24 protein-coding genes are annotated in these 20,290 nt (G+C 72.9%); 13 read left to right on the top strand and 11 right to left on the bottom strand.

Annotated elements, in window-relative coordinates:
- Positions 1–25: 25 nt before the first annotated feature.
- From BLS99_RS13545 to BLS99_RS13530, 4 genes are all read right to left on the bottom strand, one after another.
- Positions 26–583 carry a hemerythrin domain-containing protein gene (locus tag BLS99_RS13545; protein WP_176953353.1) on the bottom strand — a complete coding sequence of 186 codons (558 nt, stop codon included), beginning with the start codon at positions 581–583 and terminating at the stop codon, positions 26–28.
- Between the two features lie 68 nt (positions 584–651).
- Complete coding sequence (locus BLS99_RS13540; protein WP_091050332.1) at positions 652–1,506, bottom strand: ATP-dependent DNA ligase; 855 nt, start codon at positions 1,504–1,506, stop codon at positions 652–654.
- On the bottom strand, positions 1,395–2,486 hold the full coding sequence (gene ligD / locus BLS99_RS26995) for a non-homologous end-joining DNA ligase (protein WP_091050326.1): 1,092 nt from the start codon (positions 2,484–2,486) through the stop codon (positions 1,395–1,397). Before ligD ends, BLS99_RS13540 begins: the two co-directional genes overlap by 112 nt.
- A 1-nt stretch (position 2,487) precedes the next feature.
- Positions 2,488–3,063 (bottom strand): DNA polymerase ligase N-terminal domain-containing protein, encoded by a 576-nt coding sequence (locus BLS99_RS13530; protein ID WP_091050323.1) that lies wholly within the window; start codon positions 3,061–3,063, stop codon positions 2,488–2,490.
- A gap of 129 nt (positions 3,064–3,192) precedes the next feature.
- On the opposite strand from BLS99_RS13530, the gene ku reads away from it, so the two are divergent.
- Positions 3,193–4,110 (top strand): non-homologous end joining protein Ku, encoded by a 918-nt coding sequence (ku, locus tag BLS99_RS13525; protein ID WP_091051407.1) that lies wholly within the window; start codon positions 3,193–3,195, stop codon positions 4,108–4,110.
- 14 nt (positions 4,111–4,124) lie between these two features.
- On the opposite strand, the gene BLS99_RS13520 is transcribed toward ku, so the two are convergent.
- The 5 genes from BLS99_RS13520 to BLS99_RS13500 form a co-directional block, all read right to left on the bottom strand.
- Positions 4,125–4,550 carry a low affinity iron permease family protein gene (locus BLS99_RS13520; RefSeq protein WP_218126480.1) on the bottom strand — a complete coding sequence of 142 codons (426 nt, stop codon included), beginning with the start codon at positions 4,548–4,550 and terminating at the stop codon, positions 4,125–4,127.
- Complete coding sequence (locus BLS99_RS13515) at positions 4,547–5,476, bottom strand: alpha/beta fold hydrolase (RefSeq protein ID WP_176953352.1); 930 nt, start codon at positions 5,474–5,476, stop codon at positions 4,547–4,549. Before BLS99_RS13515 ends, BLS99_RS13520 begins: the two co-directional genes overlap by 4 nt.
- The gene (locus BLS99_RS13510; RefSeq protein ID WP_218126479.1) at positions 5,473–6,000 is read right to left on the bottom strand and encodes a DUF4383 domain-containing protein; all 528 of its coding nucleotides are present in this window, start codon (positions 5,998–6,000) and stop codon (positions 5,473–5,475) included. Before BLS99_RS13510 ends, BLS99_RS13515 begins: the two co-directional genes overlap by 4 nt.
- 196 nt (positions 6,001–6,196) lie before the next feature.
- Positions 6,197–6,601 (bottom strand): hypothetical protein, encoded by a 405-nt coding sequence (locus tag BLS99_RS13505; RefSeq protein WP_091050320.1) that lies wholly within the window; start codon positions 6,599–6,601, stop codon positions 6,197–6,199.
- 146 nt (positions 6,602–6,747) lie between these two features.
- Positions 6,748–7,722 carry an SDR family NAD(P)-dependent oxidoreductase gene (locus tag BLS99_RS13500; RefSeq protein WP_091050316.1) on the bottom strand — a complete coding sequence of 325 codons (975 nt, stop codon included), beginning with the start codon at positions 7,720–7,722 and terminating at the stop codon, positions 6,748–6,750.
- Between the two features lie 114 nt (positions 7,723–7,836).
- On the opposite strand from BLS99_RS13500, the gene BLS99_RS13495 reads away from it, so the two are divergent.
- Positions 7,837–8,451, top strand: a complete 615-nt coding sequence (locus tag BLS99_RS13495; protein ID WP_091050313.1) for a TetR/AcrR family transcriptional regulator — start codon at positions 7,837–7,839, stop codon at positions 8,449–8,451.
- 30 nt (positions 8,452–8,481) lie between these two features.
- On the opposite strand, the gene BLS99_RS13490 is transcribed toward BLS99_RS13495, so the two are convergent.
- Positions 8,482–9,288, bottom strand: a complete 807-nt coding sequence (locus BLS99_RS13490) for a class I SAM-dependent methyltransferase (protein ID WP_091050310.1) — start codon at positions 9,286–9,288, stop codon at positions 8,482–8,484.
- A 77-nt stretch (positions 9,289–9,365) separates the two neighbouring features.
- Between BLS99_RS13490 and BLS99_RS13485 the strand changes: the two genes are divergently transcribed.
- The 11 genes from BLS99_RS13485 to BLS99_RS13435 all read left to right on the top strand — a co-directional run bounded on the left by BLS99_RS13485 (position 9,366) and on the right by BLS99_RS13435 (position 19,064).
- The gene (locus tag BLS99_RS13485; protein ID WP_091050308.1) at positions 9,366–9,950 is read left to right on the top strand and encodes a TetR/AcrR family transcriptional regulator; all 585 of its coding nucleotides are present in this window, start codon (positions 9,366–9,368) and stop codon (positions 9,948–9,950) included.
- 132 nt (positions 9,951–10,082) lie between these two features.
- Complete coding sequence (locus tag BLS99_RS13480; RefSeq protein ID WP_091050305.1) at positions 10,083–11,069, top strand: phosphoglycerate dehydrogenase; 987 nt, start codon at positions 10,083–10,085, stop codon at positions 11,067–11,069.
- Between the two features lie 10 nt (positions 11,070–11,079).
- Entirely contained in the window at positions 11,080–11,865 is a 786-nt protein-coding gene (locus tag BLS99_RS13475; protein ID WP_091050301.1) for a hydroxypyruvate isomerase family protein, read from the top strand.
- Positions 11,862–12,524, top strand: coding sequence for a hypothetical protein (locus BLS99_RS13470; protein WP_091050298.1), 663 nt, complete (start codon positions 11,862–11,864; stop codon positions 12,522–12,524). The genes BLS99_RS13475 and BLS99_RS13470 overlap by 4 nt, the downstream gene beginning before the upstream one ends.
- Positions 12,521–13,759, top strand: a complete 1,239-nt coding sequence (gene otnK / locus BLS99_RS27435; protein WP_091050295.1) for a 3-oxo-tetronate kinase — start codon at positions 12,521–12,523, stop codon at positions 13,757–13,759. The genes BLS99_RS13470 and otnK overlap by 4 nt, the downstream gene beginning before the upstream one ends.
- The gene (otnC, locus tag BLS99_RS13460) at positions 13,756–14,379 is read left to right on the top strand and encodes a 3-oxo-tetronate 4-phosphate decarboxylase (RefSeq protein ID WP_091050291.1); all 624 of its coding nucleotides are present in this window, start codon (positions 13,756–13,758) and stop codon (positions 14,377–14,379) included. Before otnK ends, otnC begins: the two co-directional genes overlap by 4 nt.
- Before the next feature lie 42 nt (positions 14,380–14,421).
- The gene (locus BLS99_RS13455; RefSeq protein ID WP_091050288.1) at positions 14,422–15,114 is read left to right on the top strand and encodes a molybdate ABC transporter substrate-binding protein; all 693 of its coding nucleotides are present in this window, start codon (positions 14,422–14,424) and stop codon (positions 15,112–15,114) included.
- Between the two features lie 115 nt (positions 15,115–15,229).
- Positions 15,230–15,895, top strand: coding sequence for a GntR family transcriptional regulator (locus BLS99_RS13450; RefSeq protein ID WP_245712247.1), 666 nt, complete (start codon positions 15,230–15,232; stop codon positions 15,893–15,895).
- 241 nt (positions 15,896–16,136) lie between these two features.
- Positions 16,137–17,489 carry a TRAP transporter large permease subunit gene (locus BLS99_RS13445; protein WP_245712246.1) on the top strand — a complete coding sequence of 451 codons (1,353 nt, stop codon included), beginning with the start codon at positions 16,137–16,139 and terminating at the stop codon, positions 17,487–17,489.
- Positions 17,490–17,514: 25 nt separating this feature from the next.
- Positions 17,515–17,769, top strand: a complete 255-nt coding sequence (locus BLS99_RS13440; protein ID WP_091050284.1) for a hypothetical protein — start codon at positions 17,515–17,517, stop codon at positions 17,767–17,769.
- 50 nt (positions 17,770–17,819) lie between these two features.
- Positions 17,820–19,064, top strand: coding sequence for a DUF2786 domain-containing protein (locus BLS99_RS13435; protein ID WP_091050281.1), 1,245 nt, complete (start codon positions 17,820–17,822; stop codon positions 19,062–19,064).
- Positions 19,065–19,104: 40 nt separating this feature from the next.
- Here the strand turns inward: BLS99_RS13435 and BLS99_RS13430 are convergent, their stop codons facing one another.
- Positions 19,105–20,286 carry a serine hydrolase domain-containing protein gene (locus tag BLS99_RS13430; protein ID WP_091050277.1) on the bottom strand — a complete coding sequence of 394 codons (1,182 nt, stop codon included), beginning with the start codon at positions 20,284–20,286 and terminating at the stop codon, positions 19,105–19,107.
- Positions 20,287–20,290: the final 4 nt, after the last annotated feature.

Below are 20,290 nucleotides of genomic sequence, written 5' to 3'. Positions count from 1 at the left end.
ACACGCGGCCCCGGCGAGCACTGGGTCAGGACTTCGCCTGCTGCTTCAGCTCCTCGGCCAGCCTGGCCTTGTTCATGTCCGAGGTGCCGGTCAGGTTCATGTTGCGCGCCTGCATCTCCAGCTCCTTGCGGCTCGCCTCGCCGGGCTTGTCGCCCAGGTGCTCCGCGCGGCTGGCGGCGAAGGCGGCGCCCAGCTCCATCCGGCGGGCCTCGGCGAGGCCCGTCTTCATCCCGGGGAGGACCGTGCTCTCCTCCTCCTCGACGTGGTGGGTCACCGAGTCGACCAGCTCCTTGAGCGCCTTGTCGAACTCCGGGGAGGCGGGATCGGTCTCGGTGAGCTTGACCAGCAGCTCCTCGGCCTGCTCGTGCTCCTCCTGGGAGTGCGCGACCTCCTCCGTCTCGCCCGCCTCGGCGATGGCGACCGGGTAGACCTCGGCCTCCTCCGCGCGGCTGTGGGCGGTCAGCAGGGCCGACAGCACCGGCACCACCAAGGGCCGCTTCTCAGGGAACCGCTTCAGCTCCTCGAACAGCCGCTCCACCTCGCGGTGGTCGGCCATGATCAGGTCGACTACGTCGCCGCTCACGTTCCGTCCCCTCTCGTCGTCGGGTGTTCGTCCCCGACGGCTACCCCGGGCCGGGCCGTTCATGCGGACTAGCCGAGCTGATCGAAGCGGGCCCGCACGAACTTGGGCTGCCGCAGGCGCCCGTCCGGGCGCCGCGACGCGGCCGTGACCTCGACCTGCAGTTCCGGACGCACCCACTGCACGCCTTCGGGCGCGTCCGGGATGTCGACCGTGGGGACGCTTGACGCGAGCGGTTCGAGGGCCGCGAGCACGTCGAGCGGCGCCGGGCACCGGCCCCGGTACTCCAGCCCCTCCTCGGTCGCCTCGGCGAGCAGGATCGACACCTGCCCCGAAGGGGTGCGCAGCCAGCCCGCGACCACGGTGTCGACCACGTTCGCGTGCCGCTCCTTGATCCACAGGCGCGAGCGCCCGCTCACGTACGGGCTGTTCAGCTTCTTGGCGACCACGCCTTCGAGCCCGTGGGCGAGGCTGGTCGCGATGATCGTGAGCCGGTCGTCCGACCACGGCGGCACCGCCCACCGCTCGCCGCGCAGCCCCAGGCCGTCGAGCGTGACCCGGCGGTGGAGGTACGGCTCGCGGCGCAGGTCGGTGCCGTCGAAGCGCAGCAGGTCGAACACGAGGACCGTCGCGGGCATGGAGGCGGCGAGGTCGTCGACCTTGCGGGGCTCGGCGCGCAGGCGGCTCACGGTGGCGTTGAAGTCGGGGAGCCGGCCGTCGAAGACGGTGAGCTCGCCGTCGAACAGGGCGTCGCCCGCGTCGGCGATCTCGGCCAGTTCGGGGAACTTCGCGGTGACGTCGGTGCCGCGGCGGGTCACCAGGCGCCACGTCCCGCCGCCGGTCTCGCACAGGACGCGGACCCCGTCCCACTTGAACTCGTACGCCCAGCCGCTCGCCGTCGGCAGCGGTCCGGCGGTCGCCAGCATCGGTCCGGGCAGGTCCACCGACCGAGCCTAAGACGGCGGCACGGGCCGTGGCTCCGGTTCGGCGATAAGCGCACTCGAAGGGTGTCGAGCCGGGCCCGCGCCTCGCCCGCGTCGGCGGCGTGCCGGTCCATGCCGGCCCAGGGGTCGGCCTTGCGAGCGAGGCGGCGGCGGATCGCGGCCGGGCTGTAGCCGTTCGGGGTGGACCGGCCCAGCTCGTCCCAGTCGAGCGGGGTCGCGACGGCGGCCCCGGGCCGGGCCCGCAGCGAGTAGGGCGCGATGAACGTCTGCGCGTGGCCGTTCCGGTTGGCGTCGAGGAAGATCCGGTCGCCGCGCTTGTCCTTGCGGTGCGCCGTGGTCAGGCGCTCGGGGTCGTCGGCGGCGAGGTGCGCGGCGAGGGCCCCGGCCAGCTCGCGCACGGCCTTGAAGTCGCGGCCGCGGTCCAGCGGCGCGACCACGTGGTAGCCGCGGCCGCCCGTGGCCTGCACGTACGGGGTCAGGCCCAGCTCGGTGTACAGGTCGCGGGCGCGGCGCGCGACCGACCGCAGCTCGGCGACCGTTGTGCTCTCGGGTGGGTCGAGGTCCAGGACGAGCCGGTCGGGGCGCTCGATGTCCGCCGCGGTGGCGGTCCAGATGTGGAACTCGATCGTCGCCAGGTTCGCGAGGTAGAGGAGGGTCGCGGTGTCGTCGCAGACGGCGTAGCGGGCGTTGCCCTCGCTGCGGCGGTGCGGGACCTCGATCGTGCGGACCCAGTCGGGGTAGTAGTCGGCCGCGTCCTTCTGGAAGAACCCGTCGCGCCCGATCCCGTGCGGGTGGCGCAGCAGCGTCAGGGGCCGCCCGGCCAGGTGGGGGACCATCGCCCCGGCGACGGCGAGGTAGTGCACGAGCAGGTCGTCCTTGCTCAGGCGGTCGTCGGGGAACAGCTCCTTGTCGAGCTTGGAGAGCGTGATGTCGTGGCCGTCCACGTGCACCGTCGGCGCCATGTCAGCCCCGCAGGTCGCGGTTGGTGCGCCCGGACAGGACGGACGCGAGCTGGGTCTTGGCGGGCTTGCGGCGGCGGTCGGCGCCGTCGTCGTCGAGCTTGACCAGGATCCACTCCTTGCCCTCGCCCATGCGCGAGAACGCGAACCCGCCGGAGATCTTCTCGCCCTCGACCCAGACCTTGACGTGGCCGTGCTCGACCGCGTCCTCGATCGCCACCGGTTCGCCCCGCTTCTCGGTGAGGTTGAGGTAGTAGCCCGCGTCCCAGACGATCACGGTGCCCGCGCCGTACTCCGGCTCGGGGATCAGGCCCTCGAACTCGGCGTAGTCGAGGGGGTGGTCCTCGGTGCGGACGGCGAGGCGCTTGTCGGCCGGGTGCAGCGAGGGGCCCTTGGGGACGGCCCAGGAGACGAGCACGCCACCCACCTGGAGCCGGAAGTCGAAGTGGAGCCAGGTCGCCTCGTGGCGCTGGACCACGAACCGGTCGCCCTTCCCGCGCACGCGCCCGCCGCGCGGCTCCCCGGTCTTGCGGAAGTCGCGCTTCGCCCGGTATTCGTCCAGGCCGCGCCCCCGTGCCATGCGCGCCAGATACCCGCCGCGCGCAGCTGCAAACGCCGCCTCGGCGCGCCGGGCGGGAGCCGCCCGCCAAAAATGCGAGAAGATGACATATCTCGGTGCCGAGGCGCCCGCCGGTGTCATGCTGTGGACATGCCAGGGGGGATTTGGAGCGGGACCATCGCGTTCGGGCTGGTGAGCATCCCGGTCAAGCTGCACACCGCGACGAGCAGCCACGACCCGTCGCTGCACCAGTACCACGCCGAGGACGGCGGGCGCATCCGCTACTGGAAGGTCTGCGAGCTCGACGAGGAGGTCGTGCCGCCCGACGAGATCGTCAAGGGCGTCGAGGTCGACGACGAGATCGTCATGCTCGACGACGACGACCTCGCCGAACTGCCCGTCAGCTCCTCCAAGACCGCCGAGGTGGTCGAGTTCGTGCCCGCCGAGCAGATCGACCCCATCCACTACGAGAAGTCCTACTACGCCGAGCCCGCCGAGGGCGCCGAGAAGCCCTACGTGCTCCTGCGCCAGGCCCTGCTCGACGCCGACAAGCTCGCCATCGTGCGGATCACCCTGCGCCGCAGGGAGACCCTGGCCGTGCTGCGGCCCCGGGACGAACTCCTCGTCGTCCACACCATGCTCTGGCCCGACGAGATCCGCAAGCCCCAGTTCGCCACCGTCGCGGGCGAGGCGCGCAAGCAGGAGCTGGCGATGGCCGGCACGCTCATCGAGTCGATGACCGCCGACTTCAACCCCGAGGACTACACCGACGCCTACCGCGAAGCCCTCCAAGACCTCATCGCCGCCAAGGCGAGCGGGCGCGCCGCGCCCGGCAAGAAGGCGAAGGCCGCGCCCAAGGCCAAGGTCATCAACCTCATGGACGCCCTCCAGAAGAGCGTCGACGCCAAGAACGCGCCCAAGGGCGCGAAGGCCGCGAAGAAGACGGCGAAGAAGGCCGCCAAGAAGTCCGCTCGCAAGACCGCGGCCAAGCAGACCACGGCCCGCAAGCGGACAGTGAAAAAGGCCGCCGCCAAGAAATCGGCGGCGGCCAGGCGCAAGAGCGCCTAGACCCTCTCGTCGGCCTAGACGCTCTCGTCCTCCTCCAGCCCCACAGCTCGGAGAAGCTCAGTGCGGCGCTTCCTCATCTCCTCGGGCTCCTCGCCGTCAGAGAGGCGGTCCATGATGTCCGCCAGACCGGCCGCGACCGCGTTCAGCTTGTGCTGGAGCGCCGCCTCGTTCCGCGTCTCGCTGTTCTGCAGCAGCGCCACCGTCAGGAACGTGATGATCGTGGTGACCGTGTCGATGAGCAGGTGCCAGGTCAGCTTGTCGAAGAAGAAGAACGTCGGCGCCCAGATGAGGACCAGCAGCACGCAGAACGCGAAGTAGCCGGGGCGGCTGGCCACCTTCGACGCCAGCGAGGAGAACCGGTCGAACCGGCCCACTCGCCTGTCCACGTCCGAAGGCATCGTGGCCGTCGCGGTGTCGGTCGTACCAGGGGCGTCGCTCATGCGGTCAACGTGCCCCGCACGCGGGCGCCTAAACGGGGCCCGTCCGGGCGCACCGCGTCGAAGAACCCCGCCAGCGCCGCCGCCACCTGGTCCGGCGCCTCCTCGGCCATGTGGTGCCCCGAGTCGATCACGGCCCTGCGGACCGGCAGCTCGCACCACGGCGCCCACACCTCCGCCGGGTCCCCGTACAGCGCCTCCATGTCGTCGAAGCGCGACCACATCGCCAGCACCGGCGCCTGCAGGCGCAGACCCATCGCCCGGTCGGACGCGTCGTGCTCCCGGTCGCGCGTGAGCCCGGCCCGGTAGTCCTCCAGCATCGCCCGCACCGTCAGCGGATCGCCCACCGCCGCAACCGCGTCAGCGTGGTTCTCCTCGCCCATGGCCGCCGCGTCGAACCCGTACCAGGCCAGCGGATCGGCGTTGATGACCCGCTCGGCGTGCGGGGAGGCCCCGTAGAAGAACCAGTGCCACCACCGCGCCGCGAACCGTGCGTCCGCCCGGTCCAGCGCCTCCAGGATCGGCACGCCGTCGCACACCGCGAGGGCCGCGACCCGCTCGGGGAAGTCCATCGCGGTCCGGAACGCCGCGTACGCGCCCCGGTCGTGCCCCGCCACCGCGAACCGCTCATGTCCGAGCACGCTCATGAGCCCCGCGACGTCGGCGGCCATCGCGCGGTCGCTGTACAGCAGGTGCTCGGCGTCCGGATCGGGCTTCGAGGAGCGGCCGTAGCCGCGCAGATCGGGGCACACCACCGTGAACCCGCCCGCGGCCAGGGCCGGGGCGACCCGGTGCCAGGTCGTGTGCGTGCGCGGATGGCCGTGGAGCAGGACCACCGGCGGGCCCGACCCGCCCGAGCGCCCGTGCAGGACCACGCCCGGCGTCGCCTCGACGTCCCACTCCTCGAAGCCGGGGAAGAAGGCGGTCAACGCGCCGCGCCGCGGTTGGTCTCGCCGAAGTCGCCCTCGCCGCGCGCCTCGCTCTCGCGGGGGAGGCGGCGGTGCAGCACGAAGCCCATGACCAGCATCAGGACGCCCAGGCCCAGGTGCAGCAGGCCCGTGGCCCAGTTCGAGGGCAGGAAGCCGCCGTCGCCGGCCGCATCCGCGATCAGTCCGATCAGGCCCAGGACCGCGAAGAGCACGCCGCCGCCGATGAGCGTGCGGCGCGCGAACCGCGCCATCCACGACATGATGAAGCCCAGCACGCCGAACAGCAGGTGGACCAGGTTGGCGAGCACGGAGGTCGCGAAGACCCCGAACAGCTCGGCGGTGGAGTCCGGGCCGGCGAACGCGAGCCCGGAGAAGTCGGAGGTGAACAGGGGGACGAAGCCCATGACACCGATCACGAGGAAGACCCAGGAGACGGCGTTCAGCCCCTGCTGGACGGCGGTGGTGCGCCGCCGCTCCGCCTCCCACCAGTGGTGCCCCGTCGTCGACATCGGTCGCGAGTTCATGGCGATCTCCTCTCGGTGTGGCCCCGGCCGGGTACCCGAAGGGAGCCCCGGGAACACATCGGCGCGAACGCGACCCGCCGTCCGCAACCGCACCGCCCGGAACACGACTGCGCCCCAGAACACGACTGCGCCCCGGAACAAGACGAGGGGCCGGCCGCAGTGCGGTCGGCCCCCTCGTTCACCGGGGAGGTGGCGGTTACGCGTTCATCGCCTCGGCGATCTTGCGGGACATGTCGTCCATGACCGGGCTGGGCCCGCCGCGGTGGGCGCGGTTCGCGGCCTCCACGACGATGCCGATCAGCGAGCGGAACTCCTCGGCCTCGGCCGGGTCGCGCGCCTCCAGGAGCGCGACGCTCGCGGTGAGCGCGGGGAAGACCTGGTCGGCCAGCTCGGCGGTGGACTTGCCCTTGAGCTTGGCGCCCTTGGCGCTGGCGACCACGTGGCCGACGGGGCCGGTGGCGGCGACGAGCGCCAGGGAGGCATCGGTGCCGACCCGGTGCGCGGACCCGGCGATCCCGGCGGCGGACATGAGCGACACGGCGCCCCACGCGGCGGTGCGGATGGTGGTGACGTCCTGGGCGGAGAAGGTGGTGGTCGTCATCTCGGGTGCTCCTTCAAGCGGTGTTCTCGGTGGCGGTTCGCCTTGATGAGGCAACTATGGGGCCGCCTCCTGACACCGCACTGACACCGCGCTGACCGCCCCTGACAGTGCCTCCCGCGGCACGTCAGGGGCGGCCGGTCCGCAGGTCAGGGCTTGTCGAGCTCGGCGGCGACCATCGCCTGGATCGCCTCGCGGCCGTGCTCGCCGAGCGCGGCGCCGAGGGCCGCGGCGAGGGTGTCGAACGGGTCGTCCAGGGGGAGCCCCGGGAGGCGTTCGGCCAGCTCCTCAACCGTCCAGGCGCCGTCCTCCTTGTGGACGTGCTCGCCGAGGGTCCACGGGTGCGAGGCGAGGACGGTGCCGCCGCGGATCGAGAGCACCTGCCCGGTGAACGCGCAGTCGGGACCGGCGAGGTAGGCCACGAGCGGCGCGACCATCGCGGGGTCATTCGGGTCCGGGCCCTCGGCGGGGGCCTCGTCCATGCCCGGGACGCCGTGCGTGAGCCGGGTGCGGACCATCGAGGGCGCGACGCAGTTGACGCGCACGCCCAGGCGCCCGAGTTCGAGGGCGTGGACCGTGGTCAGGGCCGCGACGCCCGCGTTCGCGGCGGCGTAGTTCGACTGGGCGGGAAGGGAGTTGAACAGCCCCGAGCCCGAGGCGGTGTTCACGATCGCGCGGGGCGCGCGGTCCCCGGCCTCCCAGCGGCGGCGCCAGTGGACGGCGGCCCAGCGGCTGACCGCGAAGGTGCCCTTGAGCTTGACGGCGACCACGTCGTCGAACTCGGCCTCCTCCAGGCGCTCGACGCCCTTGTTCACCTCGGTGGCGGCGTTGTTGACCACCGCGTGGAGGTCGCCGAACTCGGCGACGGCCCGCTCGACCATGCGCTCGGCGCCGCCCCAGTCGGCGACGCTGCCGCGGTCGGCCACCGCCCGGCCGCCGAGGGCGGTGATCTCGTCGACCACCGCCTGGGCCACCCCCGCGTCACCGCCCCGGCCGTCGGTGTCCACGCCCGGGTCGTTCACGACCACGTTCGCGCCGAGCGAGGCGAGGTGCAGCGCCTCCGCCCGCCCGATGCCCCTTCCGGCGCCCGTGACCAGCACCGTGCGCCCGTCCATGCTCCCCATCGCGTACTCCTCTCGTGCCGCGCGACCGCGCGTTCAGTGATCCGAGTATATGAGTATACCGAGTGCATTGATATTCCGGGTGCAACGATATCCGGGCTGCACTATGCTGGCCCGGTGACGGAGGGACCGGGGCGCCGCGAACGCAAGAAGCAGCAGACCAGGGACACCCTGATCGCCACGGCCGCAAGGCTGTTCCAGGAGCGCGGCTACGAGGCCACCGGCGTGGCCGACATCGCCGAGGCCGCCGACGTCTCCAAGCGCACCTTCTTCCTCCACTTCCCGACCAAGGAGGACGTGCTCCTCAGCGACGGCCGGGCCCGCCTCGACCTCGCGATCCGCGTCATCGAGGAGCGCGCGCCCGGCACGCCGCTGCGCGACGCCCTCGCCGCCTCGCTCGCCGCGATGATCGACGACACCGCCGCGCGCGACCTGCCCACCGGCATGGCCGCGCTCCGCGCCCGCCTCATCGTGGAGTCGCCCGCCGTCCAGGCCCGGGTCCTCCACACCGCCTTCGCCGGCCAAGCCCGCATCGCCGACGCCCTCCTCGACGCCTACCCCGATGAGCTCGACCGCACCACGGCCGCCGCCGTGCTCGGCGCGGTCGTCGGGGCCGTCAGCGCCGCCGCCATGGCGGCCCTGCGCGAGGACGGCGACCCGGCCGCCGTCACCGAGGCCATGCGCCGCGCCGCCGCGATCGCCCTGACGACCCTGGACTCGCTGGGGGACTAGGCGTGCCGGAGTCCAAGGCGCACTTGGGTTCTAGGCGCGCACGGCCACTACCGCGACGGTCGTGTACGCCACCGTGAACGCGCCGCCCGCCGCGTCGATCACCGCGCCGACCGCCGCGAGCAGCGGGTCGAGCCGGGCGCGGGGGAGTCGCGTGAAGATCCCGCTGGTGGGGAGCTGGTCGAGCCATTCGTCCCGGGTGTACTCGCGCTCCCAGGCGGTGCGCCACTCCTCGGGCCCGGTGAACGCGCCCGAGGCCCTGATCCCCTCGGCCGCAGTGTCGAACATCGGCCGGTAGCCGTCCATCGCGGACTTCCCCGCGTTCGACCCCGCGAGCAACTGCGCGAGCTGCGGCGGCATGGCCTCGCGGCTCGCCTCGGCGAAGGCGCGGCTCAGGTCCGGCGGCGGCTGGGCCACGTTCCACATCGCGACCAGGATGCCGTCGGGCCGCAGCAGCTCCGCGGCCTTCACCGCCCCCGCGACGGGCTCGACCCAGTGCCAGGTCTGGGCCGCGGCGACCGCGTCGAAGGTGCGGCTTCGTGCCTCCCACTCCTCGAACCGCCCCACCTCGACCTCGGTGCCCGCGCGCTCGGCGAAGGCCGCCATGCGCGCGTCCGCGTCGAGGCCGAGCACGCGGCAGCCCGCCGCCGCGAACCGCCGCGAGGAGATCCCGGTGCCACAGCCGACGTCGAGCAGGTCGGGGCCGGGGGCCGCCGCCGCGATGCGGCCAATCATGTCGTCCGGATAGGAGGGACGGGTGCGGTCGTAGCGGGCGGCGTCGACCCCGAAGGACTCCGCGGCCTCGCGCACCTGGTGGGGTTCGGGTACAGGAGTGGTCATGCGCCCACTCTAAATGGGCGATTGCCCACTTGTCAATCTGGCAGAATTCGGGGGAACCGAGGCAAGGGAGGCGCGCGGTGCCGACAGGGGTGGCCCTCCGCGATCCGCGGACGCAGCTGTTCGACGCGGCCGAGCGCGTCCTGCTGCGCGACGGCCCCAGCGCCCTGACCAGCCGCGCCGTCACCGACGAGGCCCAGGTCGCCAAGGGCGTCCTGCACCGCCACTTCACTGACTTCGACGACTTCCTCGCCGGGTTCGTCATCGACCGGGTCGAGCGCCTCGACGCCCAGGCCGCCGCGCTCCGCACGGCGGCCGGCACCGGGAACGTCGTCGACAACCTCGCCGAGGCGGTCACCGCGCTGTTCGGCTCGGTCGCCGTGGCGATCGTGCCGCTCCTGACCTTCCGCGTCCAGCTCCGCGCGCGCCTGCGCGAGGCGTGGCCCGTGGGCGTGCCCGTGCTGACCGAGGGCGTCGAGATGGTCGCCGCCTACCTCGCCGAGGAGCGGGACCTCGGCCGCATCGCGCCCGAGGCCGAGGTCGACGGCCTCGCCCCGACCCTCATCGGCACCGCCCACCTGCTGTTCGCCGACCGCGACGCCCGGCCCGACGCCGCGGCCGTGCGCAAGATGACCGCCTCGGTGGTCGGCCCCGTCCTCACCTAGTCGCCTCGTCCAGCCCCGTCCTCCAGAACTGCGATCCGCCGTGGCACGCGTGTGCCGCGGCTGTCGTGTACGATACGAACGACTACTATAGTATTTTATTAACGTTCGGATGCGACGGAAGGACCGACGGAGATGACTGGACGCGTACTCGTCACCACGGCATGGCTGCGACCGGGGGACGCGGTGGACCGCCACCTCCGCGACGCCGGCCTCGACGTCGTGCACAGCTCCTTCAAGGACCGCGCCGAGACCGGCGAGCGCCTGGTCGACCTCGTCGGCCCCTTCGACGCCATCGTCGCCGGCACCGACCCCTTCACCCCCGAGCTCTTCGACGCCGCGCCGAACCTCCGCGTCATCGGCCGCACCGGCGTCGGCTACGACAACATCGACGTCCCCGCCGCCACCGCCCGCGGCATCGCCGTCTGCCCCACCCCCGGCGTCAACCGCCAATCCGTCGCCGAGCACACCATCGGCCTCCTCCTCGCCGCCGCCCGCACCATCCCCCAGAACGTCGCCACCGTGCGCGCCGGCGGCTGGGACCAGGTCTCCGGCCGCGAACTCGGCGGCGCCGTCCTCGGCGTGGTCGGCCTCGGCGCCATCGGCAAGCTCGTCGCCACCATGGCCCAGGGGATCGGCATGCGGGTCGTGGCCTACGACCCCTACTTCGACCGCGCCTTCGCAGACGCGCACGGCATCCGCGAAGCCACCCTCGACGACCTCCTCGCCGAAGCCGACTTCGTCAGCCTCCACCTCTTCCTCACCCCCGAGACCCACCACCTCATCGACGCGGACGCCATGGCGCGCATGAAGGACGGCGCCTACCTCATCAACGCCGCCCGCGGCGGCGTCGTGGACGAGGACGCCCTCGCCGCCGCCCTCGCCTCCGGCAGGCTCGCCGGGGCCGCCCTCGACACCGTCGAGACCGAACCCCTCCCCGCCGACAGCCCCCTCCGCGGCCTCGACAACCTCCTCGTCACCGCGCACATCGGCGCCGCCACCGTCGAATCCCGCGCCCGCTCGGGCATGATGGCCGCACAGTCCGTTGTGGACGGACTCAGGGGACTCATCCCGCCGCAGACCGTCAACCCCGAGTGCGCCGACGCCCGCACCGCCCCCTGAGGAGCCCGCCATGACACTCCGCTTCGACGCCAACCTCAAGTGGCTCTTCACCGAGCACGCCTTCGAAGACCGCTTCGCCGCCGCCGCGAACGCCGGGTTCACCGCCGTCGAGTACCCCTCCCCCTACGAGTACGAGCCCGCGCGCCTCGCGCGCCTCCTCACCGACAACGGCCTCGAGCAGATCCTCGTCAACACCCCCATGGGCCCCGCCGGATCGCCCACCCGCCAAGGACTCGCGTGCCTGCCCGACGCGGTGGGGGAGTACCGCGACGGCGTCCTGCGCGGCCTCGAGTACGCCACCGCGCTCGGCGCGCCCTTCCTCCACGTCGTCGGCGGCATCGTCCCCGACGGCGTCACCCGCGACCGCGCCTTCGCCCGCTACACCGCCAACATCGCCTGGGCCGCAGACCAGGCCGCCGGCACCGGCGTGCGCCTGCTCCTCGAAGCCCAGAACAAGCGCGACGCCCCCGGGTTCGTCCTGGAGACCCAGGACCAGGCCGCCGCCGTGGTCGAGGCCGTCGGCCCCGACCGGGCCGGCCTCCTCCTCGACTTCTACCACGCGCAGATCGACGAAGGCGACCTCATCCGCACCTACCAGCGGCTCCAGCACCTCGTCCTCCACCTCCAGATCGCCGACCCGCCCTCGCGGCACGAGCCCGGCACCGGCGAGATCGGCTGGCGCGCACTGTTCTCCGCGATCGCCGAATCCGGGTACACCGGCTGGATCGGCTGCGAATACCGCCCCCGCAACGAGACCGTCCCGGGCCTGGCCTGGATGAAGGAGTACACCGCATGAGCACCGCACCGAGGATCGCCCTCATCAACGCCGTCCCCGCCTCCATCCCGCCCGCCCAGGACGCCCTCGCCAAGGTGTTCCCGCAGGCCGAGGTGTGGAACCTCCTCGACGACCGCCTCCTCACCGACGCCGACGCCCGCGGCGGCCTCGACGACGACCTGCGCGAGCGCATGAACCGCCTCATCACCCTCGCCCTCGCCGGCGGCGCCGACGGCGTCCTGCTCACCTGCTCCCTCTACGGCCAAGTGGCCCAAGCCTTCACCGCCGACAAGCCCGTCCTCGCCCCCGACGAGGACGCCGTCGCCGACATCGCCGCCGCCGGCTACCGCCGCGTCCTCGTCGTCGCCTCCTTCGACACCGCCAAGGACGACTCCGCCGCCCGCCTCACCGCCGCCCTCGGCGATGCCACCGAGGTCACCGGCGTCGCCGTCCCCGCCGCCATGACCGCCACCAAGGCCGGCGACCACGACGGACTCGTCAGCGCCCTGACCGACGCCTGCCGCCCCCTCGCCGCCGACGTGGACGCGGTCTTCCTCGCCCAGTACTCCCTCGCCCCCGCGGGGGACCGGCTCAGCGCGGCCATCGGCCTCCCGGTCGTCTCCGGCCCCGCCAGCGCCGCCGCCGCCCTGCGCCGCCTCCTCACCGAGGAGGGGTCATGATCGGCGCCATCGCCGACGACGTCACCGGCGGCACCGACGCCGCCGTCGCCTTCCGCCGCCAGGGACTCCGCACCGCCGTCTACTTCGGACTCCCAGAGGCCGTCGACCCGGACCTCGACGCCGTCGTCATCGCGCTCAAGACCCGGACCGCCCCCGCCGACGACGCCGTCGCCGACAGCCTCGCCGCCGCCGCGCGCCTGCGCGCCGCGGGCGCCGACCGGCTCTACTTCAAGTACTGCTCCACCTTCGACTCCACCTCCCAAGGCAACATCGGCCCCGTCCTCGACGCGCTCACCGCCTTCACCGGCACCGACGCCGTGGTCCACACCCCGGCCTCGCCCGAGCACGGCCGCACCGCCTACCAAGGGCACCTGTTCGTCCACGACCGGCTCCTCTCCGACTCGCCCATGCGCGACCACCCGCTCACCCCCATGCGCGACGCGAACCTGCCGCGCCTCATGGACGCCCAGACCGCCGCCCCAGGCAGCGCCGCCGTCCCCTACGCCGTCGTCCGCGAAGGCACCGCAGCGATCGCCGCCGCGATCACCAAGGCACGCCGGACTTCCCGCTACCTGTTCCCCGACGCCCTCACCGACGCCGACCTGCTCGCCGTCGCCCGGGCCGTCGCCGACGAACCGCTCACCGGCGGCGGCGCCGGCCTCGCCGGAGCCCTCGCCGCCGTCGCCGCCGAACGCCGCGGCACCGCCGCCGACGCACACCCCGAACCCCCCGGCGGCCCCGCCGCCGTCCTCGCCGGAAGCTGCTCGGCGCGCACCCTCGAACAGATCGCGCACCTGCAACGCGCCGGGCGCCCCGCCCACCGGCTCGACGCGCTCGCCTCCCCGGACCCCGACGCGCTGGCCGCGACCGCCCTCTCCTGGTACGACGCGCTCGCGCCCGGCCCCGCGCCGCTCGTCTACTCCTCCCTGCCGCCGGGCGACCTCGCCGCCGTCCAGGACGCCCTCGGCACCGAGCGCTCCGCGCAGGTCCTCGAAGCCGCCATCGCGCGCGTCGCCCTGGGCCTCAAGGACAGGGGCGTCACCCGCTTCGTGTGCGCCGGAGGCGAGACCTCCGGGGCGATCGTCGCCGCGCTCGGCGTCGACGGCGGCGTGATCGGCGCCGAGGCCGCCCGGGGCGTGCCCTGGATCCACACCGGCCGGGGCCTCGACGTGCTGCTCAAGTCCGGGAACTTCGGCGAACCGGACCTCCTGCTCACCGCCTCGGAGGCGCGATGACCACCGACACCGCCGCAGACCAGATCGTCGCCGCCGCGCGCTCCCTGTTCGGCCGCGGACTCACCCACGGCAGCACCGGGAACCTCTCGGTACGCACCGCCGACGGCATCCTCATCACACCCACCGGCTCCAGCCTCGGCACCGTCACCGCCGCCGACCTCTCGCTCATCGGCGCCGACGGCGCGCACCTCGACGGCCCGCGGCCGTCCAAAGAGGCGTTCCTGCACGCGGCCGTGCTCCGCGCCCGGCCCGGTGACGGCGCGGTCGTGCACACGCACTCGACATACGCCGCCGCCGTCTCGTGCCTGGACGGGCTCGATCCCGACGACGCGCTGCCGCCGCTGACCGCCTACTACGCCATGCGGATCGGGCGCCTGCCGCTGCTGCCGTACCACGCGCCCGGCGACGCCTCGCTCGAAGCGCTCGCCGAGGCCACCGCCCGCGGGCACCACGCGATGCTGCTCAGCAACCACGGCCCGGTCGTCTCCGGCCGCAGCCTCGCCGCGGCCGTCGAAGCCGTCGAGGAACTGGAGGAGACCGCGAAACTCCACCTGCTCCTGCGCGGCTCCCCGACCCGGCCACTCACCGCCGCGCAGGCCGCCGCCTTGCGCCCGTCCTAGTCCCAGCCGTTCCCGATCACCAACCGACCGAAGGAAACCGCCATGTCCGGCCCCATCACGCTGTTCTCCACCCTCGCCGTCCGCAAGGCCCTCGACGACGTCGTCCTCGCCGCGTTCACCGCCGAGACCGGCATCGAGGTCACCACCGTGTTCGACCCGACCGTGCAGCTCGTGCGCCGCATCGACGCGGGCGAGACCTTCGACGTCATGATCGGGGTGACCGGCTCCTTCGACCCGCTCGCCGAGCGCGGCATCGTGGACCTCGCCTCCCGCACCCCCATCGCGCGCAGCGGCATCGGCCTCGCCGTCACCTCGGACGCGCCCGAGCCCGACATCGCCACCAAGGACGCGTTCGTGCAGGCGCTCCTGGACGCCCGCAGCGTCGCCTACTCCGTCACCGGCGCCAGCGGCATCTACTTCGCGCAGCTCATCGAGGACCTCGGCATCGCCGACCGCCTCAACCAGCGCGCCACGATCATCGAGAAGGGCTTCATCGCCGAAGCCGTCGTGGACGGGCGCGCCGACATCGCGATCCAGCAGCTGAGCGAACTGCTCTTCGTGCCCGCGGCCAAGATCGTCGGCCCGTTCCCGCCCGAGGTCCAGCACTACACCGAGTTCTCCGCGACCCTCAGCGCCGGCCCCGCCTCCGAAGCGGCCCAAGCGCTCGTGCGGTACCTGACCGGCCCGACCGCCGCCGCGGCCTACGGGCAGACCAACCTCGAACCCGTCGCGTAGCGCGCCGCGGAGGCCGCCCGGCGGCCTCCGCGCTCGGGGATCGCCGCCACTGGTATCGAATCCGGCCCGATCCTGTATGGCAGAATCGGGGGTCCGAAGGAGAAGGAGCGTTCCAGTGGTCACGAGCAGGCGGTCGACCCGCGAACCGGTGGCGGACCGGATGTACGGGGTGCTCCTCCAGCAGCTCCTCGACGGCCGGCGCACCGCGGGCGAGCCGCTGAACATCGGCGCCCTCTCCCGCGAACTCGAGGTCTCCCAGACCCCGCTGCGCGAAGCACTCGCACGGCTGGAGCACACCGGCCTCGTGCGCCGCGAAGCGCTCAAGGGCTACCAGGTCGCCGACGCCCTCACCGACCGCGAGGTCGCCAAGCTCATGGAGGCGCGCATGGTGATCGAGCCCGAGCTGGCGCTCCAGGCGGGCCTGCGCACCACCCCCGAGTTCCTGGACGAGCTGCGCGCCACCGTGGACGACCTCGACGCCACCGTCCCGCACGCCGACGAGGACCCCGAGGGCTTCCGGCACTACTGGACCTCCGACGACGCCTTTCACCGGCTCATCGCCGCTCAGAGCGACAACCCGTTCCTGGAGCAGGCGCTCCACTCCCTCGACGGCCAGATGCAGCGGTTCCGCCTGTTCACCAAGCGCGGGCGCACCGGGGTCGGCGACGCCGCCCGCGAGCACCGCCTCATCCTCGACGCGCTCCTCGCCCGCGACGCCGAGCGCGCGGCCGCACTCATGAAGGGCCACATCGAGGGCGCCAAGCTCCGCGTCCTCGCCTAGTTCCGCACTCCTCCGCACCGCCTCACCGGCCCGTCCACCGCGACGGGCCGGGTTTCGGCGTGCGTGCATCCCGGAGGACGACGCGCTGGAATTCAGGGCTCGATACTGTTTGATCTTGATTCAAACTATAGTATTGTCGATCGGGCAACAGCCCAATCCGGTTTCAAAGTGGAGGCCAGACCATGTCCCGTCCCCGTACCCCTCGGTCCGACCCGGGCCCGCCCGCCCCGCGAGCCGCCTCGTGAGCGACTACATCGCGGTCATCGCCCTCGCCGCCTTCATCGGCACCATCGTCGTGTGGAACGTGGTCCTCAAGCGCAACATCGGCGAGTCCATGACCGCCGGGTTCGTCGTGAGCGCCCTGTTCGCCGGCGCCGACTTCCTCCCCGCCCTGTGGACCGGCCTGCTCTCCGGGCTCATGAACGAGGTCACCTACGCGGCCCTCGCGTTCGTCATCGTCGGCGAGCTCCTGGTCCGCGTCGGCGTCGTCCAGCGCATCGTCGACGTCCTCAGCTCCATGATCGGCCGCTTCCGCGGCGGCTCGATCTACGCCGCGACCCTCGGCTCGGCCCTGTTCGGCGCGGTCGCCCACAACGGCGCGGCCACCGCCGCCACGGTCGGCTCGATCACGATCCCGTGGATCAAGCGCTCCAACGCCAGCGGCGAGACCGCCGCCACCGTCCTCGGCGGCAACGCCGGCATCGGCGCGGTCTTCCCCTTCAGTGGTGCGTTCTTCCTGCTCCTGGCCTTCCCCACGGTCGTCGGCGACCTCTCCTCGAACGACGTCATCCTGACCATGTTCATCGCCGCCCTGTGGTTCCTCGCCTCCCGCGTCATCGCCGCGTACGTGATGATCCGCAAACGCGGCGTCGGCGCCATGGACCCCGCCGACCTCCAGCCGCTGCGGCGCACCGCGAAAGCGGGCTGGTCGTCGTTCATCGTGCTCCTCGCCATTGCCGTGCCCATCCTCGCCACGAACGGCTCCTCCGGCGAGGCCGTCACCGCCCGCATCGGTACCGAGGCCGCCGACACCATCCCGGTGCTCTTCTGGCTCCCGGTCGCCATGCTCATCCCCGGCCTCATCGTCGGACGCAGGCTCCTGCCGAAGACGACCCGCGCGTGGTGGGACTTCCTCGGCGACGTCAGCCCCAAGCTCGGCCTGGTCGCGGTCACCATGATCGCCGCGTTCTCCGCCTCCGAGGTCATCTCGGAGCTCGGCCTGGGGGAGCAGCTCGCCCCGATCCTCGAACGGCTCGGCGGGGTCCCCACCGTCGTCGCCGCGATCGTCGTCGGCGCGCTCATCATCGTCATCGCCGGGCCGCTGAGCACCACCGGCACCATCGCGGCCGTCGGCGGCGTCGGCTACGCCGCGCTCACCGCGGTCGGGGTCGCTCCCGTCGCCGCGTACGCCTCGGTCCTGGTCTGGGCCGCCTCCGAAAGCGCCTCGCCGCCGGGGGCCGCGCCGCTCTACGTCGCGGCCGGCATCGCCGACGTCAACCCGGTCAAGACCTTCAAGCCCGTGATCGCCTACTACCTCATCCCCACGTTCGTGCTCGGCGTCCTCATGGCCGTCGGCATCGCCTGGGTCCCGTGAGCCGGAAAGTCAGGAGAACCGACCCATGAGCAGCCTGCTCTCCGCCGCGTCGCGGATCTGCATCGTCGTCCTCGTCCTCGGGGGCTTCGTCGTCACCTTCACCCAGGTGATCGGCATCGCGATCGGCGACGCCGACACGGTGATCTTCGGCGGCACCACCCTCTTCGCGCCCGTCTGCGTCATCGCCGGACTCGCCGGGATCTTCGCGTTCCTGCGCATGTACACCGAGGAGGGCAGGGCCGACGTCACCCGCGACGACATCGACACCGACGAAGCCTGAGACCCGCAGGTAGACTCGGCCCTTTCGCGCTCGCGACGTTCGGGGGACCGGTGGAACAGGACGAACTCGGCGGGCTGCCGCCCGAAGGCCGCGCACGGCACGCCGTGCTCGGCGTCCTCCAGCGCGCCCGCAGCGTCCGCACCGACTGGGTCGACGCCGCCTCCGCCCTCGAAGGCGCCTCCGACGAGCCCGGCTGGCCCGCCGCGCTCGCCCGCGTCTTCGACGAACTCGGCGACGACGCCGTCCTCCGCTCCTGGGAGTGGGGCTGGATGCCCCGCGAGGTCACCAGCGCCCTGCGCAAGTCCCTCACCCCCGAGGCGGCCAGGGCCGGCGCCGTCATGATGCGCGGCCAGCTCCGGCGCTACAGCGAGTCGCAGTTGAGCGACCGCTGGAACGTCCACCGCGAGGAGCTGGCCGCCGCCGTCCAGTTCGCCGGGGTCGCCGAGGCGGCCGCCGGGGAGGGCCGCTGGGACCGGATCGTCCTGTGGGCGGCCGTCCTCGAAGCCCTCGAGTTCATCGGCGCCCTCCCGAAGATCCCGCGCGTCGAGCCCCTGCCCGGCACGCCGTTGATCGCGCACGCGCTCGGCGTCGCCGAGTCCTCCCGCGAGTACCAGAAGATCCGCGCGCTCCTGGCGAAGGCCGAGTCCACCGACTCCGACGCCGAGGCCGAGGCGTTCACCGCCAAGGCCCAGGAGCTCATCGCCCGCCACAGCATCAACGAGGCCCTGCTCGCCGAGTCCGGGGAGGCGAAGCGCGAGCCCGAGGCGCTGCGCGTGGTCGTCGAGCGCCCCTACGAGCAGCCCAAGTCCGAGCTCATCGCGCAGATCGCCGACGCCAACCACTGCCGCTCGGTGTACTGGCCCGACGGCGGGTTCACCACGCTCATCGGCGACCGGGCCGACCTGCGCTCGGTCGAGCTGCTGTACCACTCGCTGCTGGTCCAGGCGACCTCCGCGATGTCCCGGGTCGGTTCGGCCTCCGCCAAGCGCGGCGGCAAGTCCCAGACCCGCTCGTTCCGGCAGTCGTTCCTGGCCTCCTTCGCGATGCGCATCGGCGAGCGCCTGCGCGAGTCGGCCGACGACACCGCCCGCGAGGTGGCCGAGGAGACCGGCACCGACCTCGTCCCGGTCATGCGCGAACGCGACCAGCGGGTGGACGCGCGCACCGAGGAGCTGTTCCCGCGCTTGAAGTTCGGCCGCTCCACGCGCATCACCAACTACGAGGGCCACGTGGCCGGCCTCGCCGCGGCCGACGCCGCCCGCCTCAGCGCCCAGGAGCCCATCGCCCGGCGCTGAAGGGCCGCCCCCGACCCGGAGGCGGCCCCGCACCGCGCGCTCAGGCTTCGCAGAGCCCCGCGCTCAAGAGCCCGAAGAGCGCCTGGTCGAACGCGTCGGGGTCGTGGTAGCCGTGCTTGTCGTCGATGCTCCAGGAGATAGTGATCTGGCGGTCGCCGTCGAAGGAGTGGAAGGTCTGGGTCTGGTGGCCCATGCCGTCGCCCACGTGGCCGAGGAAGACCTCCTCCGGCGCCTCGGGGCAGCCGAGCGCGACCCCGCCGAGGCCGAGCCCGTACTGGAACCCGGCGCCGGTGTCGGTGAAGGCGGTGGCCTCGGCGAGCTGATCCGCGGAGACGAGGGTGCCGTCGGTGAGCGCGTCGTAGAAGTCGTTCACGTCGCGCACGGTGGAGACGACGCCGCCGGAGGCCCAGAGCTGCGAGTTGGACGCCCCGGTCGCGTCGAAGTACGGGTCGGCGGGGTCGCCGGTGGTGAGGTACGGGACCGAGTGCGCGCCGCGGACGCCCGCGGTGTCCGGCCGCGGCAGCTCCGTGTCGTCCATGCCGACCGGCTCGAAGACCCGCTCGCGGAGTTCGTGCCGCAGGCTGTGCCCGGTGCGGTCCTCGACGAGCAGCCCCAGGAGCGTGTACCCGGTGTTGGAGTACGCCCAGCCCTCGCCCGGGGGGAACAGCGGGTCCTCGGCGGCGGCGATCGCCACCAGCTCCTCGGGCTCGTAGTACTCGCCCAGGCCCGCGCGGACTTCGGTGAGGTCGCCCTCCTCCATGCCCGGGTACGCGAGCTGCACCCAGTCGGGGACGCCGCCGGTGTGCTGGAGGAGCTGGCGGACCGTGGGCTGCTCGTCGTAGGGGAGCAGGCCCGGCAGGTACGCGTCGATCGCGGCGTCGAGGTCGACCTCGCCCTCGGCTTCGAGCTGGAGGACGACCGCGGCGACCATCGACTTGGTGACGCTGCCGATGCGGACCCGGTCGCCCGGCCGCGCGTCGCGGGCGTCCTCGTCCAGGCTCCGCGGGCCCTCGGCCTCGCGCCAGGTGTGGCGGCCGTCGCGGACCTCGACGAGGACCGAGCCGTCGGTGAGCGCGGCGAAGTCCGCGAGGCGGTCCTCCAGGAGCGCGGTGTCGGGGCCGCGGTCGCGGTCGGTCCCGGCGTTCGCGACCTGCGTGGCCGCGAGTGCGCCGACGAGTCCGACCGCGGCGACCGCGGCGGTGATGGCGGTTCGTTTTCTCATTGAT

Origin of the sequence: Glycomyces sambucus (assembly GCF_900102815.1) — a bacterium.
In the GTDB taxonomy this organism is placed as follows: Bacteria; Actinomycetota; Actinomycetes; order Mycobacteriales; family Micromonosporaceae; genus Glycomyces; species Glycomyces sambucus.
Note: the sequence above shows the minus strand (reverse complement) of the source record. Positions and strands in the feature narration are given on the sequence as shown.